This is a genomic window from Comamonas sediminis (genome assembly GCF_041107495.1).
GTDB classification, from domain to species: domain Bacteria; phylum Pseudomonadota; class Gammaproteobacteria; order Burkholderiales; family Burkholderiaceae_C; genus Comamonas; species Comamonas sediminis.
In genome coordinates this window covers 136,926-154,640 of sequence record NZ_JBGBDC010000001.1, presented here as the reverse complement: position 1 = coordinate 154,640, position 17,715 = coordinate 136,926, and the positions used below count along the sequence as shown (strand labels likewise).

17 protein-coding genes are annotated in these 17,715 nt (G+C 66.4%); 9 read left to right on the top strand and 8 right to left on the bottom strand.

Annotated features, from left to right (window positions below; all coding sequences use genetic code 11):
* Positions 1 to 20 precede the first annotated feature (20 nt).
* From AB7A72_RS00690 to AB7A72_RS00675, 4 genes are all read left to right on the top strand, one after another.
* The gene (locus AB7A72_RS00690; protein WP_369458690.1) at positions 21 to 1,013 is read left to right on the top strand and encodes a Bug family tripartite tricarboxylate transporter substrate binding protein; all 993 of its coding nucleotides are present in this window, start codon (positions 21 to 23) and stop codon (positions 1,011 to 1,013) included.
* 120 nt (positions 1,014 to 1,133) lie between these two features.
* Positions 1,134 to 2,123, top strand: a complete 990-nt coding sequence (locus AB7A72_RS00685; protein ID WP_369458689.1) for a Bug family tripartite tricarboxylate transporter substrate binding protein — start codon at positions 1,134 to 1,136, stop codon at positions 2,121 to 2,123.
* Positions 2,124 to 2,422: 299 nt separating this feature from the next.
* Complete coding sequence (locus AB7A72_RS00680) at positions 2,423 to 3,415, top strand: tripartite tricarboxylate transporter substrate binding protein (RefSeq protein ID WP_369458688.1); 993 nt, start codon at positions 2,423 to 2,425, stop codon at positions 3,413 to 3,415.
* Between the two features lie 69 nt (positions 3,416 to 3,484).
* A complete protein-coding gene (locus tag AB7A72_RS00675) occupies positions 3,485 to 3,901 on the top strand; it encodes a DUF4124 domain-containing protein (protein WP_369458687.1) in 417 nt (138 codons plus the stop codon).
* A gap of 51 nt (positions 3,902 to 3,952) precedes the next feature.
* Here the strand turns inward: AB7A72_RS00675 and AB7A72_RS00670 are convergent, their stop codons facing one another.
* Entirely contained in the window at positions 3,953 to 4,933 is a 981-nt protein-coding gene (locus AB7A72_RS00670; RefSeq protein WP_369458686.1) for a thymidylate synthase, read from the bottom strand.
* A gap of 342 nt (positions 4,934 to 5,275) precedes the next feature.
* On the opposite strand from AB7A72_RS00670, the gene AB7A72_RS00665 reads away from it, so the two are divergent.
* Positions 5,276 to 5,749, top strand: coding sequence for a hypothetical protein (locus AB7A72_RS00665; protein ID WP_369458685.1), 474 nt, complete (start codon positions 5,276 to 5,278; stop codon positions 5,747 to 5,749).
* A gap of 69 nt (positions 5,750 to 5,818) precedes the next feature.
* On the opposite strand, the gene AB7A72_RS00660 is transcribed toward AB7A72_RS00665, so the two are convergent.
* Both AB7A72_RS00660 and AB7A72_RS00655 read right to left on the bottom strand, forming a co-directional pair.
* Positions 5,819 to 7,240 carry an FAD-binding oxidoreductase gene (locus tag AB7A72_RS00660; protein ID WP_369458684.1) on the bottom strand — a complete coding sequence of 474 codons (1,422 nt, stop codon included), beginning with the start codon at positions 7,238 to 7,240 and terminating at the stop codon, positions 5,819 to 5,821.
* Between the two features lie 32 nt (positions 7,241 to 7,272).
* Positions 7,273 to 7,716, bottom strand: a complete 444-nt coding sequence (locus tag AB7A72_RS00655) for a DUF2069 domain-containing protein (RefSeq protein ID WP_239811576.1) — start codon at positions 7,714 to 7,716, stop codon at positions 7,273 to 7,275.
* A gap of 20 nt (positions 7,717 to 7,736) precedes the next feature.
* On the opposite strand from AB7A72_RS00655, the gene AB7A72_RS00650 reads away from it, so the two are divergent.
* Positions 7,737 to 9,134, top strand: a complete 1,398-nt coding sequence (locus AB7A72_RS00650) for a YihY family inner membrane protein (RefSeq protein WP_369458683.1) — start codon at positions 7,737 to 7,739, stop codon at positions 9,132 to 9,134.
* 106 nt (positions 9,135 to 9,240) lie between these two features.
* On the opposite strand, the gene AB7A72_RS00645 is transcribed toward AB7A72_RS00650, so the two are convergent.
* The 4 genes from AB7A72_RS00645 to AB7A72_RS00630 form a co-directional block, all read right to left on the bottom strand.
* On the bottom strand, positions 9,241 to 10,104 hold the full coding sequence (locus tag AB7A72_RS00645; protein ID WP_312524913.1) for a PoNe immunity protein domain-containing protein: 864 nt from the start codon (positions 10,102 to 10,104) through the stop codon (positions 9,241 to 9,243).
* A 231-nt stretch (positions 10,105 to 10,335) separates the two neighbouring features.
* Complete coding sequence (locus tag AB7A72_RS00640) at positions 10,336 to 11,169, bottom strand: alpha/beta fold hydrolase (RefSeq protein ID WP_312524911.1); 834 nt, start codon at positions 11,167 to 11,169, stop codon at positions 10,336 to 10,338.
* A gap of 17 nt (positions 11,170 to 11,186) precedes the next feature.
* Positions 11,187 to 11,609 (bottom strand): GNAT family acetyltransferase, encoded by a 423-nt coding sequence (locus AB7A72_RS00635; RefSeq protein ID WP_369459089.1) that lies wholly within the window; start codon positions 11,607 to 11,609, stop codon positions 11,187 to 11,189.
* On the bottom strand, positions 11,609 to 12,907 hold the full coding sequence (locus AB7A72_RS00630; protein ID WP_369458682.1) for an O-acetylhomoserine aminocarboxypropyltransferase: 1,299 nt from the start codon (positions 12,905 to 12,907) through the stop codon (positions 11,609 to 11,611). Before AB7A72_RS00630 ends, AB7A72_RS00635 begins: the two co-directional genes overlap by 1 nt.
* Positions 12,908 to 13,046: 139 nt before the next feature.
* Here AB7A72_RS00630 and AB7A72_RS00625 point away from each other — a divergent pair, with 139 nt between their 5' ends.
* A complete protein-coding gene (locus tag AB7A72_RS00625; protein ID WP_230771119.1) occupies positions 13,047 to 13,499 on the top strand; it encodes a CBS domain-containing protein in 453 nt (150 codons plus the stop codon).
* Positions 13,500 to 13,598: 99 nt separating this feature from the next.
* Here AB7A72_RS00625 and AB7A72_RS00620 read toward each other — a convergent pair whose 3' ends face one another.
* Positions 13,599 to 14,954 carry a citrate/2-methylcitrate synthase gene (locus AB7A72_RS00620; protein ID WP_369458681.1) on the bottom strand — a complete coding sequence of 452 codons (1,356 nt, stop codon included), beginning with the start codon at positions 14,952 to 14,954 and terminating at the stop codon, positions 13,599 to 13,601.
* A gap of 112 nt (positions 14,955 to 15,066) precedes the next feature.
* Here AB7A72_RS00620 and AB7A72_RS00615 point away from each other — a divergent pair, with 112 nt between their 5' ends.
* The gene (locus tag AB7A72_RS00615) at positions 15,067 to 16,542 is read left to right on the top strand and encodes a CoA transferase (RefSeq protein WP_369458680.1); all 1,476 of its coding nucleotides are present in this window, start codon (positions 15,067 to 15,069) and stop codon (positions 16,540 to 16,542) included.
* 48 nt (positions 16,543 to 16,590) lie between these two features.
* Positions 16,591 to 17,694: a chorismate synthase gene (aroC, locus tag AB7A72_RS00610; RefSeq protein ID WP_369458679.1), complete on the top strand. Its 1,104-nt coding sequence runs from the start codon at positions 16,591 to 16,593 to the stop codon at positions 17,692 to 17,694.
* Positions 17,695 to 17,715 lie beyond the last annotated feature (21 nt).

Below are 17,715 nucleotides of genomic sequence, written 5' to 3'. Positions count from 1 at the left end.
CAAACGACAAGGAGACAACCATGAACCAGCTGCGTAGCGAACGCCGCACCCTGCTGATGGCGGCCATGGCTGCCGCTCTGCCTGCCGCCCTTCCCCTGGCGCGGGCGGCCGCGCCGTGGCCGAGCAAGCCGGTGCGCCTGGTGGTGACCAGCTCGCCGGGATCGGGCGGCGATGTGTTTGCCCGCTTGCTGGCGCCCGGCCTGCAGGCGGCGCTGGGCCAGCCCTTCTATGTGGAAAACAAGGTGGGCGCCAACGGCATCATCGCCAATGACTTTGTTGTCAAAAGCAATGATGCGCATACGGTGTTGTTTGCGCCGTCGTCGGCCATCGTGATCAACCCCTTTATCCAGCCCAAGCTGCCCTATGACACGCAGCGCGATCTGCTGCCGGTGGGCCAGATTGGGCTGTCGGGCATTTTTCTGGTGGCCAATCCGGAGACTGGCATTGCATCCTTGGCCGACCTGGTGCGCTATGCCAAGGCCAACCCGGGCAAGCTGTCCTGCGGCTCCTGGGGCAATGGCTCGTCGGGCCATCTGGCGCTGGAGGGCCTCAAGGCCCATTACGGCATCGACATCCACCATGTGCCCTACAAGGCACTGTCCACCGAACTGTCCGACATCATCGGCAACAACATTCCGATGGGCTTCATGGACATCGCGTCACCCGTGCCGCATATCCGCAATGGCAAGCTGCTGGCCGTGGGTGTGACCGGCACGCAGCGCGCACCGGCCACGCCGCAGGTGCCCACGTTTACCGATCAGGGCTTCAAGTTTGATGCGGACGGCTGGTATGGCGTGTTTTTGCCGGCTGGCACATCGAACCCCGAGATGGTGGAGCGGCTGAACCAGGCCCTGGTGCAGGTGGCGCAGAGCGCCGATATCCGCAAAAAGTTTGAAGACCAGAACATGGCGCTGCCTGCCGTCAAACCGGCGGCCGAGTTTGCCCGCTCCATCCAGTCCGATATGAAGATCTGGGGGGGTCTGGCCAAACTGGCCGATCTGAAGATGCCGTAACGAGCGCGCTGGCCGCTGCACCGGGCGCGACAAGCCCGGGCAGCGCTGACATGGCCAGCGATAGAACCAGGGGGTAGCTGTGGCAAGGGCCGGCTATCCGCAGTCAACAGGAGACAAAAAATGACCGATTCATGCGCAGACTTCAACCGCCGGCAGATGCTGCTGGGCCTGCTCGCCGCAGCGGGCGCCGGCACAACGTGGGCCAACACCGCCTGGCCCAACAAGGCGATCCGGATGATTGTGCCGGGGCCGGCCGGATCGGGCGGCGACATCTTTGCGCGCATGCTGCTGCCGCCGCTGCAGACCTCGCTAAAGGAAAGCCTCTACGTCGAGAACAAGGCCGGCGCCAACGGCATCATCGGCAATGACCATGTGGCCAAGGCCCAGGCCGATGGCTATACCTTGCTGTTCTCGCCGTCGTCGTCGATTGCGATCAACCCCATCATCCAGCCCAAGATGCCCTATGACGCGATGCGCGACCTGGCGCCCGTGGCGCAGGTGGGTGCAGCGGGCGTGCTGCTGGTGGCCAACCCGGCGACCGGCTTCAAGAACCTGGCCGACATGGTGCAGTACGCCAAGGCCCACCCGGGCCGCCTGGCCTATGGCTCCTGGGGCAGCGGCTCGACCGGCCACCTGGTGATGGAAGGCATCAAGGCCCATTACGGGCTGGACATGCCCCATGTGCCCTACAAGGGCACCGCCGTGGAGCTGGGCGATCTGCTGGCCAATACGATTGGCGTGGGCTTTATGGACATTGCCTCGCCGATTCCCCATGTGCGCAGCGGCAAGCTGCGTGCGCTGGGCGCCTCCGGATCGGCGCGCGGCCCTGCATTGCAGGATGTGCCGACCCTGACCGAGCAGGGCTACAGCTTCGACGCCGACGGCTGGTACGGCGTGTTCGCGCCCGCCAAGACGGACCCCAAGATCATCGACCGCCTCAATGCCGATCTGGGCCAGGCGCTGGGCAGCCCCGAGATGAAGGCCAAGTTTGCCGAGCAGAACATGCTGATCCCTGCGCACAAGTCGGCCGCCGAGTTCAGCCAGGTCGTCAAGCGCGACATGGCGCTGTGGCAGCAGCTGGCCAAGGTGGCCAAGCTCAAGGTCGATTGAGCGGCGCCATGGGCAGGCTGCGGGGCTAAAGGCGCTGCAGCCCTGCTCAGGAACGCTCTGTGCCGCAACGGCACAGCCCACTTTTGCAATGGTCTGGCAATTGCCCGGCAGACAGGCTGGGTAAGGGATCCTCTGCAAGACCCTCGCCAAGCGGGATGGGCGCGGATCGGGATGAGGCGCAAGGCGTCTTTCGCAGTCAATAGCCGTAGCTATTGACAAGGAAGACAACGCAGCGAATCGCCCGAGCCCGCGTTCAGACCACGGCAGGGAGTCTTGCAGAGGATCCCTAAGGAGGTCTTATGTCTTCATGGATTTCTTTGCGCACTACAGCCCTGGGGCTGGGTCTGGCTTTTTGCGCTGCAGCCGCGTCCGCGTCCGCGTCCGCGGCCGAGGCGACGGCCGCTTTCCCCAACAAACGCGTGACGATCGTGGTGCCGTATTCGGCCGGCGGCCTGACCGATACGCTGGCCCGGTCGCTGGCGGCCAAGCTCGCTACGCTCTGGGGCCAGCCGGTGGTGGTGGAGAACCGCGACGGCGCGGGCACCATCATAGGAACCAGCGCAGTGGCACGCACCCCGGCCGATGGCTATACGCTGCTGTTCACCAGCTATGCCTACACCTCCAACCCGGTGCTGCGCCGCCAGCTGCCCTATGGGCCCGATGCCTTCCGGCCCGTGGGCCTGCTGGGCTCCAGCCACAATGTGCTGCTGGTCACCAACCGCTTGCGCGGGCAGTCGCTGCAGCAGTTGATCGACCGCGCCAAGGCCGAGCCCGGATCGCTGAAGCTGGCTTCATCCGGCCCCGGGTCGAGCCCGCATCTGGGCGCCGAGCTGTTTGCGACGAAGGCGGGTATCCGCTTTACCCATGTGCCTTACAAGGGGCAGGGCCCGGCGATGACCGATCTGATGGCCGGTGTGGTCGATGGCATGTTTGACGGCATGTCGTCGTACGCACTGGTCAAATCCGGCAAGGTGGCGGCGGTGGCCATGGCCTCCGAGCAGCGCCACCCGGACGCGCCCGAGATTCCGACCTTCAAGGAGCTGGGCATGGACTTTGTCAGCGGCAGCTGGTTTGGCATGCTGGCACCGGCCGCCACACCCGATGCGGTGGTGCAGCAGATCAATGCCGATCTGCACCGCGCCGTGGGAGACCCTGCGGTGCGCGCGCAGATTGCCAAGACCGGTTTGCTGGTAGCGCTGTCCACCCCCGAGGCCTTTGGCCAGTACCTGCAGGCCGAAACCAAAAAGCTGCAGGCCCTGGTCAAGAGCGGCGTGCGCATCGAGTTGAATTGAGGATGGGACTACAGGGCGCCGTGGTGGCCTGCCGCATAATGGGCTTTTGCCATTTGTCTGGACTGCCCCATGCCCTACGCCCGCCCCACCTTTGCTGCCGGATTGCTCGCGGCAGCGTGCTGCTTGAGCGCACCGGCATGGGCCATCAACAAATGCGTTGATGCCCAGGGCCGCACCAGCTTTCAGGACGAGCCCTGCGCGGCCGGGCAGAAGGCCGAGACCATCACCGTGACACCGTCCAGCCAGGGCATCAACCCACGCGAGCATGACCGCCCGGTCACCAGCCGCCCGGCGGATAACCCACCGCCATCCACAGCACCGGCAGCAGCACCCGCGGATGCCCCCGAGCCGCGTCCGGCCGATTGCCCCGACCCGGAGCGCATGAAGAGCATGCAGATCGAAGCCGAATCGATTGCGCTGCCGCTGCCGATCCGCAAGCAAAAGCGGGCGTCGTTCGAGGCGCTGAAGGCGCGTTGCGGGGGCTGAGGCCCTATGGCTCCCACCTAAGCAAACGCCCGCGATAGCGGGCGTTTCTGTTTATACCGCCATCGGCGCCGTCAACGGCGCATGGTGCTGGTAGCCTTCCAGCCAGAAGTCCGAGGGCTCGACCTTTTCCAGCCATTCGGGCTGGTACTGGCCGGTCACCGCGTAGTCGGGGATGCGGTCCGACAGCACCAGCTTGGGGGATTCAAAGGGCTCGCGCTTGAGCTGCTCCTGCAGCATGTCCAGGTGGTTTTCGTAGATGTGGGCATCACCGATGAAGTAGGTGAACCAGCGGGGGGTGTAGCCACTCAGGCGCCCCATCAGGTGCAGCAGCGCGGCGCCTTCGGTCAGGTTGAAGGGGGTGCCCAGGCCCACATCATTGCTGCGGATATACAGGCACAGCGAGATCTCGCGCTTGCTCTGGTCGACGAGGAACTGGTAGAGCAGGTGGCAGGGGGGCAGGGCCATTTCTTCGAGCTGGGCCCAGTTCCAGCCGTGGAAGAGGATGCGGCGGCTGCCCGGGTCGGTCATGATGGTGTCCAGGCACTGGCGCAGCTGGTCGATGGCCTTGTAGAGCACGATCTGGCGCTTGCCGCCTTCGGCCACTTCGCCGATCTGGGTGTAGCCCTTGGCGAGCGCGTCGGCCACCTGGGCCTGGCTGTGGGGCCGGGCCAGGTCGATCAGCTTGTAGGCCGGCCACTGGCGCCATTGCACGCCGTAGACGGGGCCCAGGTCATCGGCCTCGAGGCGGTAGGGGTTGGCCAGCCAGGCCTGGTTTTCATTGGCGTTCTGGTCCCAGACCTTGCAGCCCAGCGCGCGGAAATCGGCGGCGCTGCGCGCGGCGCGCAGAAAACCGACCATCTCGCCGATGGCGGATTTGAAAGCTAGCTTCTTGGTGGTGACGGCCGGAAAGCCTTGCTGCAGATCAAACTTGAGCATGGCACCGGGCATGCTGAGCGTGCGGATGCCTGTGCGGTTGGTCTGCCAGGAGCCTTGGTCCAGGATGTTCTGGACGAGTTGGAGGTATTGCTTCATGTTCTTCTGGGGCTGTTCGGGGGGCCTGGCCGCATCGCCGCCGGGGGGCGGGCGCCTGGCCCGGCGCGGGCATGCGTGCCAAGGCGGCGGGGCAGGTGGCAAGGCCCAAAGGATGTACTGTACGACGGCCGCGTTGCTTGCGTAGGCCGTAAGGATAAGCGCCTGTGGGAGATACCTGCGATGGCCATTGGCGCGCAAAAATTGGTGTAGGGTGTCGGCTTTGGCGCCCGGGCCCACCGGAGCCGGCGGCACACCGCCGTGGCCCAAGCCGGTGGGCGCCGGGACATCGACAGTTTGCCGGGCGCAGGAGAGGGCGCTGCAAACGCTGACAAGGACACCGATATGTGGACGATGACGAAGAAATGGGGCCTGGCCCTGGGCGCTGCTGCGGCGCTGGCGCTGGCCGGCTGCCAGACGGCGCCCGCTGGCATGGACCCCCACGGCCAGCAGGCCTGGAACCAGCTGCAGGCCCAGGTGGGCCAGTATCCGCACGATGCCGCTTTCCTGCAGCAGGGTGTGATGGCCGCGCGCATGCAGCACCTGCTGGGTGAGCACCGTGCGGCCTTCATGCAGAACCTGCAGGTGACCGGGCCGCTGAGCAAACAGGGCTCCGTCTACTACATCACCGGCAACCGCCAGCACGATGGTGGCCAGAATGCCGCCGCCGTGGCCCTGGATGCCAAGAGCAACACCATGCGCATCTGGTGGCTGCAGGACGGCCAGCCCCGCGTGGTGCAGGACCCGGGCGCGGCCTTCTCCTGGCCCAAGGATGTGAACCAGATGATCAGCAACGCGGTGGGCACGCCGGCGTCCTGATCCTTCGGCGCGAAAAAAACAGGGCGGCACCTCATCGAGGGCCGCCCTGTTTGGTGGTGTGCAGCTTATTTAGCCGCGTGTGACCATCGCATGCGGGTTCATGATGTTCTGCGGGTCCAGCGCGGCCTTGACCGCACGCATCATCGACAAGGCCACCGGCGACTGGTACTGCGGCAGGGTGTCGACCTTGAGCGTGCCGATGCCGTGCTCGGCCGAGATGGAGCCGCCGAAGGCGGCGACTGCGTCATAGACGATGTGGTTGACCTCGTGCTCACGCTCATCGAGAAACTGCTTGGCGTCGACGCCCTCGGGCGCCTGCACATTGAAGTGCAGATTGCCGTCGCCCAGGTGGCCGAAATTGACCAGGCGCATGCCCGGCACCTGGTCGTTGAGCACCTGCGTGGCATGCTCGACAAACTCGGGGATGCGCGAGATGGGCACCGAGATGTCGTGCTTGATGTTGAGGCCTTCCTCGACCTGTGCGAGCGGAATGCTCTCGCGGATATGCCAGAGGTTGTGGGCCTGGCCCAGGTTCTCGGCCACGACGGCGTCGAGCACGATCTCCTGCTCGAAGGCGGCTTCCATCAGCGCCTCAAAGCGGCTGCGGGCATGTTCTTCCGATTCGCTGTCGGAGTTTTCCAGCACGACGGCGTAGGGGAAGGCGGGGTTGTCGATAAAGGGCACGCGCAGCTGGGGCATGTGCTTGTCCACCAAGGTCAGCGCAAAGCGGTTCATCACTTCGAAGCCGGTCAGGCCCGCGCCCAGGTACTGGTGGGCCAGCGCCAGCAGGCGCACGGCGGCATCGAACGACGGCAGAGCCGCCCAGGCGGTGAGCTGGCTCGCCGGCATCGGGTAGATCTTCATCGTTGCGGCGGTGATCACGCCCAAGGTGCCTTCGCTGCCGATGAAGAGGTTGCGCAGGTCGTAGCCGGTGTTGTCCTTGCGCAGGCCCTTGAGGCCGTTCCAGATCTCGCCCTGCGCATTGACGACTTCGAGGCCCAGGCAGAGCTCGCGGGTATTGCCATAGCGCACGACCTGGGTGCCGCCGGCATTGGTGCCCAGGTTGCCGCCGATGGTGCAACTGCCTTCGGCCGCCAGCGACAGCGGGAACAGGTAGCCCTGGCTTTCGCAGCGCTCCTGCAGGGTTTGCAGAATGCAGCCGGCCTCGACTGTGACGGTGAGGTTGTCCTTGTCGATCGCACGGATGGCCTGCATGCGGCCCAGGTTCAGCACCACCTGCTGGCCCGAGGTGTCGGGCGTGGAGCCCACGACCAGGCCGGTGTTGCCGCCCTGGGGCACGATGGAGGTGCCGTTGGCCGCGCAGGCCTTGACGACGGCCGCCACTTGCTCGGTCGTGGCAGGGCGTACCACCGCCAGCGCCTTGCCGTGGACGCGGCGGCGCCAGTCCTGTTCGTAGGCGCTCAGGTCGCCCTCGGTAAGCACATGGGCATCGCCCACTATCTGGCGCAAGCTCGCTATCAGGTCGGTCATTGGAGGTCTCAGCAAATGAAAAGAAAAAGAATCTAGGAGGCGGCAGCGGCCGGCTTGGGCGCCGGGGCCACGGCGCGTTGGCGGCCCCGGATATGCACCACGCAGGCGGCAAACAGCAGCAGGCACAGTGCGATCTCGGCCAGCGCGCACCAGCGGCTGGGCGCGGCATCGCCCCAGGCGCGCACCACGCCTTCGACAAAATACAGCCACACCAGCAGGCTCAGCCAGCGGTAGGTATACATGCGGTGCTTGAGCAGGCCGGCCAGCGGAAGGCACAGCGGCAAGGCCTTGAGCACCAGCCAGGAGCCGCCCGGCCGCAGCGGAGCGAGCCACAGCTCCCAGGCCAGGCACAGCACCACGAGGCCCAGCAGCGCCGCCACCGCCAGCCAGCGCGAGTATTGCGCAGCGGCGCCGGCCGGCGCAGGCGTTACCAATTCAGGCAGATTTGCCGCAGGATCAGGGGTGGATACAGGCATGGAAATGGCATCATATCGGTATGTACGTAAGTGATGAGAAAAACGCGGCATCTTTGCAGGTGCATCGGCGCCAGGGATGGGCGCTGTGGTGGCAGCAGTTTGCGGCGTTTCCGTGGCGCAATACCGTCAACACCTTGCGCACGCGCTTCGGTGAGGACCGCCTGGGCCTGACGGCCAGCAGCCTGACCTTTACCACGATGCTGGCACTGGTGCCCTTTTTCACGGTGGCGCTGGCCTTGCTCACCGCCTTTCCGATGTTTGCGACGGTCGAGGCGCAGTTGCAGCGCTGGCTGATCGAGAGCCTGATCCCCAGCACCATTGCGAGCCAGGTGCTGGGCTACATCACGCAGTTTGCGTCCAAGGCCAGCCGCCTGGGCCTGGCCGGCCTGAGCTTTCTGCTGGTGACAGCGCTGGCGCTGATCCTGACGATGGACCGTACCCTGAACAACATCTGGCGCGTGCGCCAGCTGCGGCCGCTGGGCCAGCGCGTGCTGATCTACTGGGCGGCCATGTCGCTGGGCCCGCTGGTGCTGGCCTCCAGCCTGGTGCTGACGTCGTCGGTGGTGGCGGCCTCGCGCAGTGCCTTTGGCGAGCTGCCGTACCTGATCCGGCTGGCTTTTGATTCGCTGGAGTTTGTGCTGCTGGCATCGGGCGTGACTGCCATGTACCGCTATGTGCCCAACACCCATGTGCGCTGGCGTGATGCGCTGGCCGGCGGCCTTTTCGTGGCCGTGGGCATCGAGGTGGCCAAGAAGGTGCTGACCTTGTACCTCGTGCATGTGCCGACCTATTCGACGATCTATGGCACCTTTGCCACCTTGCCAATCTTGCTGATCTGGATCTATGTGGCCTGGGTGATCGTGCTGCTGGGCGCGGTGGTCGCTGCCTACCTGCCCAGCCTGCTGGCCGGCGTGGCGCGGCTGCCGCTGGCGCAGAGCTGGGATTTTCAGTTGGCGCTGGAATGCCTGCGCGCGCTCAACCTGATGCGCTACCAACCCGAAAAGGGCCTGTACCTGCACCAGCTTGCGACCCGCCTGCAGGTGGAGGATGTGCAGCTGCATCGCGCACTCGATGTGCTGTGCCAGCTCGACTGGGTGGGCGCTGTGGTGGATGTCGATGAACGCCGAACCGGCACCGGTGCGCCCGAGAGCCAGCATGACATGCGCTATGTGCTGCTGATCGAGCCTGCGCAGACCCTGGCCGCGCCGCTGGTGGCTGCGCTGATGCTTGATCGCAATGAAGCCACCGAGCCGCTGTGGTGGCACAGCGGCCTGGACCAGATGGTGCTGATTGCGTTGCTGGAGCGCCGCCAGCGGCTGCCTGATGCGGCACCGGAACCCGAGCTGCAAGCGCCAGCGCAGGCGCTGGGGCCGGGGCCGGGTGATGAGGGGGATCAGGCCGTGCCAGCCAAGGCCTGAGCGTTGTTTCAGGGGCCGGAGGTGCTGCGTCCTTCAGACCGCTTGCTGGCTTGGCTGCGCCGGCCGCCACCTGCACCCGCTTGCGCGGAGGGGCGCTACACGCCCTTCAGTGGACGGCGAAGCTGGCCTCGTTGAATGCCAGCCGCTGGCGCGCCAGCGCCACCATGTCGGCGGGGTAGCAGCTGAAGGCGGTCAGTGCGCTGTCGTCGAGTTCATACAGCACCACCAGCGCGGCGACCTCCCAGGCCCAACGCGGATGGTGTTCGCCCATGCCGATCAGCCGGCCAATGGCCGCCAGCGTCGGGTGGGGCTGGCTGCTGTAGTGTTCTTCTAGATAGTGCTGCAGTGGCGCGGTGCCCAGCTCGGTCTGCTCGAAGAAGGCGGCCAGATCGGCATAAGGTTTGGGACAGAACACCTGGGCGGAGGCCTCGTCCTTGTCGCAGGCGACGGCGCTCAGGTAGTCGAGCAGGCAGTCACAGCGGTTGCCCAGCAGCCGTTTGACGATGCCCGGGATCAGTTCCTGGCGCTCCAGCAGGATCGGCAAAGCGAGCAGTTGCACAGCAGCCGGGTAGTTGTTGGAGGCGGGGTTGAACGGCTGCACCGCCTGCGCAGGCGTGGCCGCAGCGCTGCGCATGAAATCCGCGTATTCATTGCACCAGTGCAACACGTGCTCGAACAGACCTTCCATCGCACGCGGGGGCAGGCCACGGCTGTAGGCCAGGTCCAGCAGCGCCAGCGACTGCAGCGCAGCCCGGCACCAGCCGGCGCGCGCTGCGCGCTGGCTGTCGGCGTCCAGATCCTGCACGTCCAGACCATAGTAGCCATGGCTGGAGAATTCATGCAGGCTTGACAACTGGTCCGCCCAGGTCTCCGCCCAACGCTCCAGGTCCATGTCCACGCGTGGCCGCAACAGGTGCCAGGGTTGCGCCTGGCAGTGCTGCAGCAAACAGGGAAGGGCCTTGTATTGCATAAGTCGTATGTATCCGGTCTGCAGCTTTTCAGATGCAGCTGTCTGGGCCTCCATCGGCCTAGTGGATAGGCTAACGCATTTGCTGCCTAGATTGCGGCATTTTCTGCGGAGGCTTACGCCTTCTTACGCCAGATACATACGGGATAGACTGCTATAAAAACAAAAGCAATCACACCATAGCAACACTGGTGGCGCCATCGGGAGCGGCTCTTGTTGCGCCGCAGCATTTCCTCAGGCGGCGCGCTGGGAGGCGGGCCGGGCCTTGAGAAAATCATGGATGGCGAACAAGGTCTCATCGGGCGACTCGGTCATCTGGTTATGACCGCAGGGCACCATGCGGACCTGCACCTGCTTGCCGGCCGCCTGGGCTGCATCCACGAGGCTGCGCGCGGCGCGGGCCGGGGTCATCTGGTCCTGCTCGCCCAGCACGAACAGCACCGGGCAGGCCAGCGCGGCCATGGCGGCCTGGCCGTTGCGGTAACTGTCACAGGCGACAAAACCGGTGTGCAGCAGGTTGGTATCGCTGTTGCTCGCCTGCACGCGGCGGGCCAGCGCCATGCCTGCGCCAAACACCCAGCTGCCGGCGCCCGAAGGGGGGGCCAAAGTCGCGCGCGAGAAGGTCTGCACCATGCCAATGGCCTGGTCAGTGGCGTTCAACGCTTGCTCCAGCAAGGCGGGCGCAACCTTCATCGGATCGGCAGTGCCGACCAGCACCAGGTGGCTGATGCGTTCGCCCAGGCGTGCGGCCGCTTCCATCGCAATCAGGCTGCCCCAGCTGTGGCCGATGAGGGCGGCGCGCTCCAGCCCGGCGGCATCGAGCAGCTGGGCGATGGTGCCGGCGGCCTGCTCCACAGTCTGCGGCGCGGCGCCACCGCTCTTGCAGTGCCCCGGCAGGTCGATGGCCAGCACATTCCAGCCATGGTTGGCCAGGTAGCGGCTTTGCAGCGCCCAGACACTGTGGTCGCACAGCACGCCGTGGATGAAGATGGCAGTGGGCTGGTTGGCATTGAGCGCCTTGCCGCCGGTGTAGGCATACAGGTCGGCACCTTGAACTTGGATTCGCATGTCTGTGCTCCGATGGTCTAGATGTCTGCAATCAGCCGCTTGCCCAGGCTCACGGTGTGGTCGTCGCTGTAACCCAGGCTTTCATAGAAGGCGATGACGGCCTCGTTGCCGGCACGCACCTGCAGGTTGAGCTTGGGGCAGCCCAGCGCGGTCAGCTCGGCCTCGGCGCGCTGCATCAACTGGCGCGCATGGCCCTGGCGCTGGTGCCTGGGGTGCACGGCCAGGTAGTTGATCCAGCCCCGGTGGCCGTCGTAGCCGACCATGATGCTGGCCACCACTTCGCCCTGGTCATCGACACCGACCCAGAACAGCTCGGGCGAGACGCTCAGCTTGCGCGCGATGTCCTTGTGCGGATCGTTCCAGGGGCGGGTCAGGCCACAGTCGTTCCACAGCTGCACCACCGCTGGCGCATCCTGCGATGCATAGACACGGATTTGCATCATGCGGCCTTCTCTGCGGCCTTGAGCGCGCGCTTGAGGTCGTCGATCAGGTCGTCGGCATCTTCGAGGCCGATGGACAGGCGGATCGTGCCCTGGCTGATGCCCGCTTGCGCCAGCGCGTCGTCGTGCATGCGAAAGTGCGTGGTGCTGGCCGGGTGGATGACCAGCGAGCGGCAGTCACCGACATTGGCCAGGTGGCTGAAGACCTTGAGCGTCTCAATGAACTTCTTGCCCTGGTTGCGGTTGCCGGCAATGTCAAAGCTGAACACCGAGCCCGCGCCGCGCGGCAGCAGCTTCTGGGCCAGCGCGTGGGAGGGGTGGCTGTCGAGCAGGGGGTGGCCCACGCGGCTGACCAGCGGGTGGCTGGCCAGGAACTGCACCACCTTTTCGGTATTGCGCATATGGCGCTCCATGCGCAGCGGCAAGGTTTCGATGCCTTGCAGAATCAGCCAGGCGCTGTGCGGGCTCATGCAGGCACCAAAGTCACGCAGGCCCTCACGCCGCGCGCGCAGCAAGAAGGCGCCGGTCGTCGATTCCTCGCTGAACACCATGTTGTGAAAGCCGTCATAGGGCTCGGTCAGCTCGGGGAAGCGGCCAGACTTCTCCCAGTCAAAACTGCCCCCATCGACCACGATGCCGCCGATGACGGTGCCGTGGCCGGAGAGGAACTTGGTGGCCGAGTGGTAGACGATGTCGGCGCCATGCGCAAAGGGCTTGATCAGCCACGGCGAGGTCAGGGTGGAGTCGACCAGCAAGGGTACGCCGGCCTCATGGGCGATGGCCGAGACCGTGGGGATGTCCAGCACATCGAGGCCGGGGTTGCCGACGGTCTCGCCAAAGAACAGCTTGGTGTTGGGCCGCACCGCAGCGCGCCAGCCGTCGATATCGCCGGGTTTGACGAAAGTCGTCTCGATGCCAAAGCGGGCCAGCGTGTAGTGCAGCAGGTTCTGGCTGCCACCGTAGAGCGCGGTACTGGCGACGATATGGCTGCCCGCACCCATCAAGGTCGCAATCGACAGGTGCAACGCGGCTTGGCCGCTGGCCACCGCGATCGCACCGACGCCCCCTTCGAGTGCGGAAACGCGCTGCTCGAGCACCGCATTGGTGGGGTTGCTGATGCGGCTGTAGACATGGCCGGGCCGCTCCAGATTGAAGAGGCTGGCCGCGTGGTCGCTCGACTCGAAGACGAAGGACGTGGTCAGGTGGATGGGGACGGCACGGGCGCCGGTGGCAGGGTCCGGCTGGGCGCCGGCGTGCAGACTCAGGGTGTCAAAGCCGGGATCGGTATAACCGGGCATGGCGTATCTCCGCGATGTTGTCGTTCTGGACGGGCATTGTCGGCTATATTTAGCAGACCCGGACTGGCAGGCCTGTCGCCGATGCGTTTGCATGCAGACGGGTCCCACCCGCATCGGAGAACGGTACAAGGAGACACCCATGAAAGTCAGCGATATCCTCCGCCTCAAAGGCAACACCCTCTACACGGCCAGCGTGAATGACCCTCTGGGCGACGCGATCCAGACCATGGCAGAGAAGGACATTGGCTCGCTGGTGGTGATGGAGCACGGCGACGTCGTGGGCATGTTGACGTTCCGCGAGGTGATCGTCGCCATCGTCAACAACGGCGGTACCGCCGGCAGCATCCTGGTGCGCAGCGTGATGGATGACGCACCTTTGACCTGCACGATGGAGACCGACATGGACGAGGTGCGCCGCATGATGCTGGACCGCCATGCGCGCTATATGCCGGTGATGGACAAGAAGATGCTGATGGGGGTGATCAGCTTCTACGACGTGGCCAAGGCCGTCGTCGACAGCCAGAACTTCGAGAACAAGATGCTCAAGGCTTATATCCGCGACTGGCCGGTGGAAGGCGAGACCGATTCCTGATGCACCGCCGGCGCAGCTTGCGGTGTGCCGGTTCTGCTCAACACCTGCAACACGGGCGGCCTGCGAGGCCGCTTTTTTGCGCCTGGGCTTGGGTGCCGCTCAGAAACGGATGATCCGCCCCGGGATGCTGCTGACGGGGCTGCCGGTGGAGCCAGGATCCGCAGGCGGGGGCGCGGTGTCAGCCGGCAGGCCCACATACTGCGCGCGGGGCCGGATCAGCTGGCCGCTGGCGCGCTGCTCGAGCGCATGGGCCAGCCAGCCTGCCGTGCGGCCCAGCGCAAACAGCACAAAGGCGGCGCCCGCTGGCAGGCCCAGGCCGCGCTGGATGGCCACCAGCGCGTAGTCCAGACTGGGGTGCAGGCCGGTGTGGCGGTGGACGCTGGCCAGCAAGGCGCTGCGGGCCGCATCGGCAGGCAGCAGGCGCAGCAGCCGCTCGCTGCGCGGGTCGCCGGCCGGGTAGAGCGGGTGGCCAAAGCCTGCGCAGTAGTGGGGGCTGCCGTGGATGCGGGTGCCGGCCAGCAACTGTGCGAGCGAGGGCGGCAGCGTGCCGTCGGCCTGCGGCGCCGCATGCCAGTCGTCCCAGTGCCGGTCGATCACCGCCGTCATGCCGCCGTGCAGCGGGCCGCTGAGCGCCGCCAGGCCGGCGCCGAGGCTGGCATGCAGGCTGGCGCCTGTGGAGGCCACCACGCGGGCCGCAAAGCTGGAGGCATTGAGCTCATGGTCGGCGCAAAGCACCAAGGCCTGGCGCAGGGTGTCTTCGCCCGCTGCATCCACTTGCCAAAGGGCTGCGAGCTGCTGGTGGATGAGCGGTCCGGCCCAGGACGGCGCGTCGTCAGAGGACGGCAATCCGGCCAGCACCTCCAGCATCTGCTGCAGTAGCGGCCGAGGCCAGCCGGGATGGGCCAGGTTGGGATCGTTGGCGGGCAGGCTGTGCCAGGCGCGCAGTACCTGGTCGGCTGTGCGGGGTTGTAGCACGGGCTGTGAGGCGGCTGCCATGCCTGCGGTGCCTGCAGCGCCTGCAGTGGCTGGCATGGGGGCGCTGCGGGCGCTGGGGGGTGCTGCCGCGAGGGGCTGGTCCAGCAGCAGCGCAGCCGTGTCCTCCAGGCTGGCATGCTGCGCCCATTGCAGCGCATGGCGGCCCCGGTAATACAGCTGGCCCTGGCTGACCTGGGTGATAGCCGAGCGCAGCACCGGTGTGCCCCAATCCAGCGTGGAGCGGGCCAACTGCGCGGGGTTGCGTACCGCTTGCCGCTGGCGCGCCAGGCGCTGCACATCGATACGGGCGTAGACATGGCTGCGCGTGCCCGGTTGGCTGTGCGCCCGCAGCAGCCCCCGGCTCACATAGGCATAGAGGCTGGCGCGCTGCACGCCCAGCATCGCGGCGGCCTGCTGGCTGGTGAGCCAGGGGCTGTCGTTGTCGGCAGGCGGGGTGGGGGCGGGGCGTGCAGGAACCATGTGCCATGCTAATGCAGTGCGGGACATAAGTCAGGTGTACCGAGCCAATCAAGATTGACCCGAGCGGGCGGCAGGTATGCAATGGCGGCCATGTGCCCACCAGGAGAACGCCTTGCCAACCACTGACCACAACACCGCCGCCACCCAAACCCTGACGCAGCTGCCGCTGCATGCCGCCATCCAGACCAGCGTGCACACGCTGTGGCAGCAAGCGGGTCTGCCAGCGCAGGCTTTGCAGCCAGGCGCTTTGGCGCTCAGCGGCGACGGCACAGCCTACCCGTCGAGCTTTTGCATCGATGTGGCGGCCCCGGCTGCAGTGGCTGCCAGCGGCCTGGCCAGCGCCTGGATCGACCAGCACCGCCAGCAGCTGCCCATGCCCCCGGTCAATGTGGATGTGGGCCATGTGCTGGCCGAATGCAGCGGTTATTTCACGATAGACGGTGAGCAGCCCAACCTGTGGGCCCCCATTTCGGGCCTGTATGCCTGCGGCGCCGATCTGGGCGAGCCGGGCTGGCTGCGCATCCATGCCAATTTTGACCACCACCGCGATGGCTTGCTGCGGCTGCTGGGCCTGCCCACCGGCGCAGCCACTCCGCGCCAGGCGGTGGCCGATGCGCTCAAAGGCTGGACGGCGCAGGCGGTGGAAGAGCGGGCCGCAGCGCTCGGTCTGGTGGTCGCAGCCGCCCGCAGCCCGCAGGCCTGGCAGGCCCACCCCCAAAGTGCGGCGGTGGCAGCGCAGCCCCTGGTGTCCATCACGCAACTGGACAGCGGCCAGCCCGCCGCAGCCCGTGACTGGCCTGCGCCTGCCCGGCACCGGCCGCTGGATGGCCTGCGCGTGCTGGACCTGACCCGCATTCTGGCCGGACCCGTGGCCGCCCGCAGCCTGGCCGCGCAAGGGGCCGATGTGCTGATGGTCAATGGCCCGGGCCTGCCCAATATCGACGCCATTGCCGATATGAGCCGGGGCAAGCGCTCGGTGTTGCTGGACCTGAAAACGCAGACAGGCCAGCGCAACATGGCCGCGTTGCTGGGCCAGGCCCATGTGCTGCTGCAGGGTTACCGGCCTGGCGCGCTGGATGCGCTGGGGCTGGAGCCGCAGTCTGTCGCCCGGCTGCGGCCCGGTATCGTGTATGCCAGCTTGTCGGCCTACGGGCGCAGCGGCCCCTGGGCCGACCGGCGTGGCTTCGATTCGCTGGTGCAGACGGTTTGCGGCATCAACTGGGCCGAGGGCCAGGCTTTTGGCAGCGCGGGGCTGCGGGCGCTGCCGCTGCAGATTCTGGATTACAGCGCGGGCTTTATGCTGGCCTTTGGCATCCAGGCGGCCTTGTACCGCCAGGTGACGCAAGGCGGCAGCTGGCATGTGCAGGTATCGCTGGCGCGCGTGGCGCAGTGGCTGCAATCCATGGGGCAGCGGCCGGTATCGGCTGCGCCGGCACCCGCCAGCGTGCCGCCAGCGGCCTATCTGGAAACCATGGACACCGGCTTTGGCCGCCTGCGCGCGGTGCGCCACAGCGCGGTGCTGCAGGGCCTGCCCAGTGGCTGGCCCCATGCCGGCCAGCCGCCCGGGGGTGAGCAGCCCTGCTGGTGAGCCCTGCGGGGCTGTGCGGGGCACTGGCATCAGTGATAATGGCGGGCTATGAGCGGCAATACCTTCGGCACCCTATTTACTGTTACCAACTTTGGCGAATCCCATGGCCCGGCGATTGGCTGCGTGATTGACGGCTGCCCACCGGGCATGGCGTTGAGCGAGGCAGACATCCAGCAGGATCTGGACCGCCGCCGCCCCGGCACCAGCAAATTTGTCACCCAGCGCAATGAGCCCGACAGCGTGGAGATTCTGTCGGGCGTTTACGAGGGCAAGACCACGGGCACGCCGATTGCGCTGCTGATCCGCAATACCGACCAGCGCAGCAAGGACTACTCCAATATTGCGCAGAGCTTTCGCCCGGGCCATGCCGACTATGCCTACTGGCACAAGTACGGCATCCGCGACCCGCGTGGTGGCGGCCGCTCGTCGGCCCGGCTGACGGCGCCTACCGTGGCGGCCGGCGCCGTGGCCAAGAAGTGGCTGAAAGAGAAGTTCGGCACCGCGTTCCGCGCCTGCATGCTGCAGGTGGGCGAGGTGGCCCTGCCGTTCGAGGACTGGGCGCATGTGCCCAACAACCCGTTTTTTGCACCGGTGGCCGATGTCAGCCGCTATGAAGACTATATGGATGCGCTGCGCAAGGCGGGCGACTCCTGCGGCGCGCTGATCCGCGTGCAGGCCAGCGGTGTGCCGGTGGGCCTGGGCGAGCCGCTGTATGACAAGCTCGATGCCGATATCGCCTACGCGATGATGGGCCTCAATGCCGTCAAGGCGGTGGAGATCGGCGCTGGTTTTGACAGCGTGGGCCAGCGTGGCACCACGCACGGTGATTCGCTCAGCCCCCAGGGCTTTCGCAGCAACAATGCCGGCGGCATTCTGGGCGGCATCAGCACCGGGCAGGACATCGAGATCCGCATCGCCATCAAGCCGACCAGCTCGATCATCAGCCCCCGCGAGTCCATCGATACCGAGGGCAACAGCACCGAAGTCATCACCAAGGGCCGGCACGACCCCTGCGTGGGCATCCGCGCCGCACCGATTGCCGAGGCCTTGCTGGCCATGGTGCTGATGGACCATGCGCTGCGCCACCGCGCCCAGAACAGTGATGTGGTGCAGGCCGTGGGCCCGATCGCCGCCGAGGCGCCGCGGGACTGACGAGGCGCAGCCCGGGCTGGC

Coding starts and splice junctions, on each gene's coding strand:
- AB7A72_RS00690 (WP_369458690.1), top strand. CDS start 21: ATGAACCAGCTGCGTAGCGAACGCCGCACCCTGCTGATGGCGGCCATG.
- AB7A72_RS00685 (WP_369458689.1), top strand. CDS start 1,134: ATGACCGATTCATGCGCAGACTTCAACCGCCGGCAGATGCTGCTGGGC.
- AB7A72_RS00680 (WP_369458688.1), top strand. CDS start 2,423: ATGTCTTCATGGATTTCTTTGCGCACTACAGCCCTGGGGCTGGGTCTG.
- AB7A72_RS00675 (WP_369458687.1), top strand. CDS start 3,485: ATGCCCTACGCCCGCCCCACCTTTGCTGCCGGATTGCTCGCGGCAGCG.
- AB7A72_RS00670 (WP_369458686.1), bottom strand. CDS start 4,933: ATGAAGCAATACCTCCAACTCGTCCAGAACATCCTGGACCAAGGCTCC.
- AB7A72_RS00665 (WP_369458685.1), top strand. CDS start 5,276: ATGTGGACGATGACGAAGAAATGGGGCCTGGCCCTGGGCGCTGCTGCG.
- AB7A72_RS00660 (WP_369458684.1), bottom strand. CDS start 7,240: ATGACCGACCTGATAGCGAGCTTGCGCCAGATAGTGGGCGATGCCCAT.
- AB7A72_RS00655 (WP_239811576.1), bottom strand. CDS start 7,716: ATGCCTGTATCCACCCCTGATCCTGCGGCAAATCTGCCTGAATTGGTA.
- AB7A72_RS00650 (WP_369458683.1), top strand. CDS start 7,737: ATGTACGTAAGTGATGAGAAAAACGCGGCATCTTTGCAGGTGCATCGG.
- AB7A72_RS00645 (WP_312524913.1), bottom strand. CDS start 10,104: ATGCAATACAAGGCCCTTCCCTGTTTGCTGCAGCACTGCCAGGCGCAA.
- AB7A72_RS00640 (WP_312524911.1), bottom strand. CDS start 11,169: ATGCGAATCCAAGTTCAAGGTGCCGACCTGTATGCCTACACCGGCGGC.
- AB7A72_RS00635 (WP_369459089.1), bottom strand. CDS start 11,609: ATGCAAATCCGTGTCTATGCATCGCAGGATGCGCCAGCGGTGGTGCAG.
- AB7A72_RS00630 (WP_369458682.1), bottom strand. CDS start 12,907: ATGCCCGGTTATACCGATCCCGGCTTTGACACCCTGAGTCTGCACGCC.
- AB7A72_RS00625 (WP_230771119.1), top strand. CDS start 13,047: ATGAAAGTCAGCGATATCCTCCGCCTCAAAGGCAACACCCTCTACACG.
- AB7A72_RS00620 (WP_369458681.1), bottom strand. CDS start 14,954: ATGGTTCCTGCACGCCCCGCCCCCACCCCGCCTGCCGACAACGACAGC.
- aroC (WP_369458679.1), top strand. CDS start 16,591: ATGAGCGGCAATACCTTCGGCACCCTATTTACTGTTACCAACTTTGGC.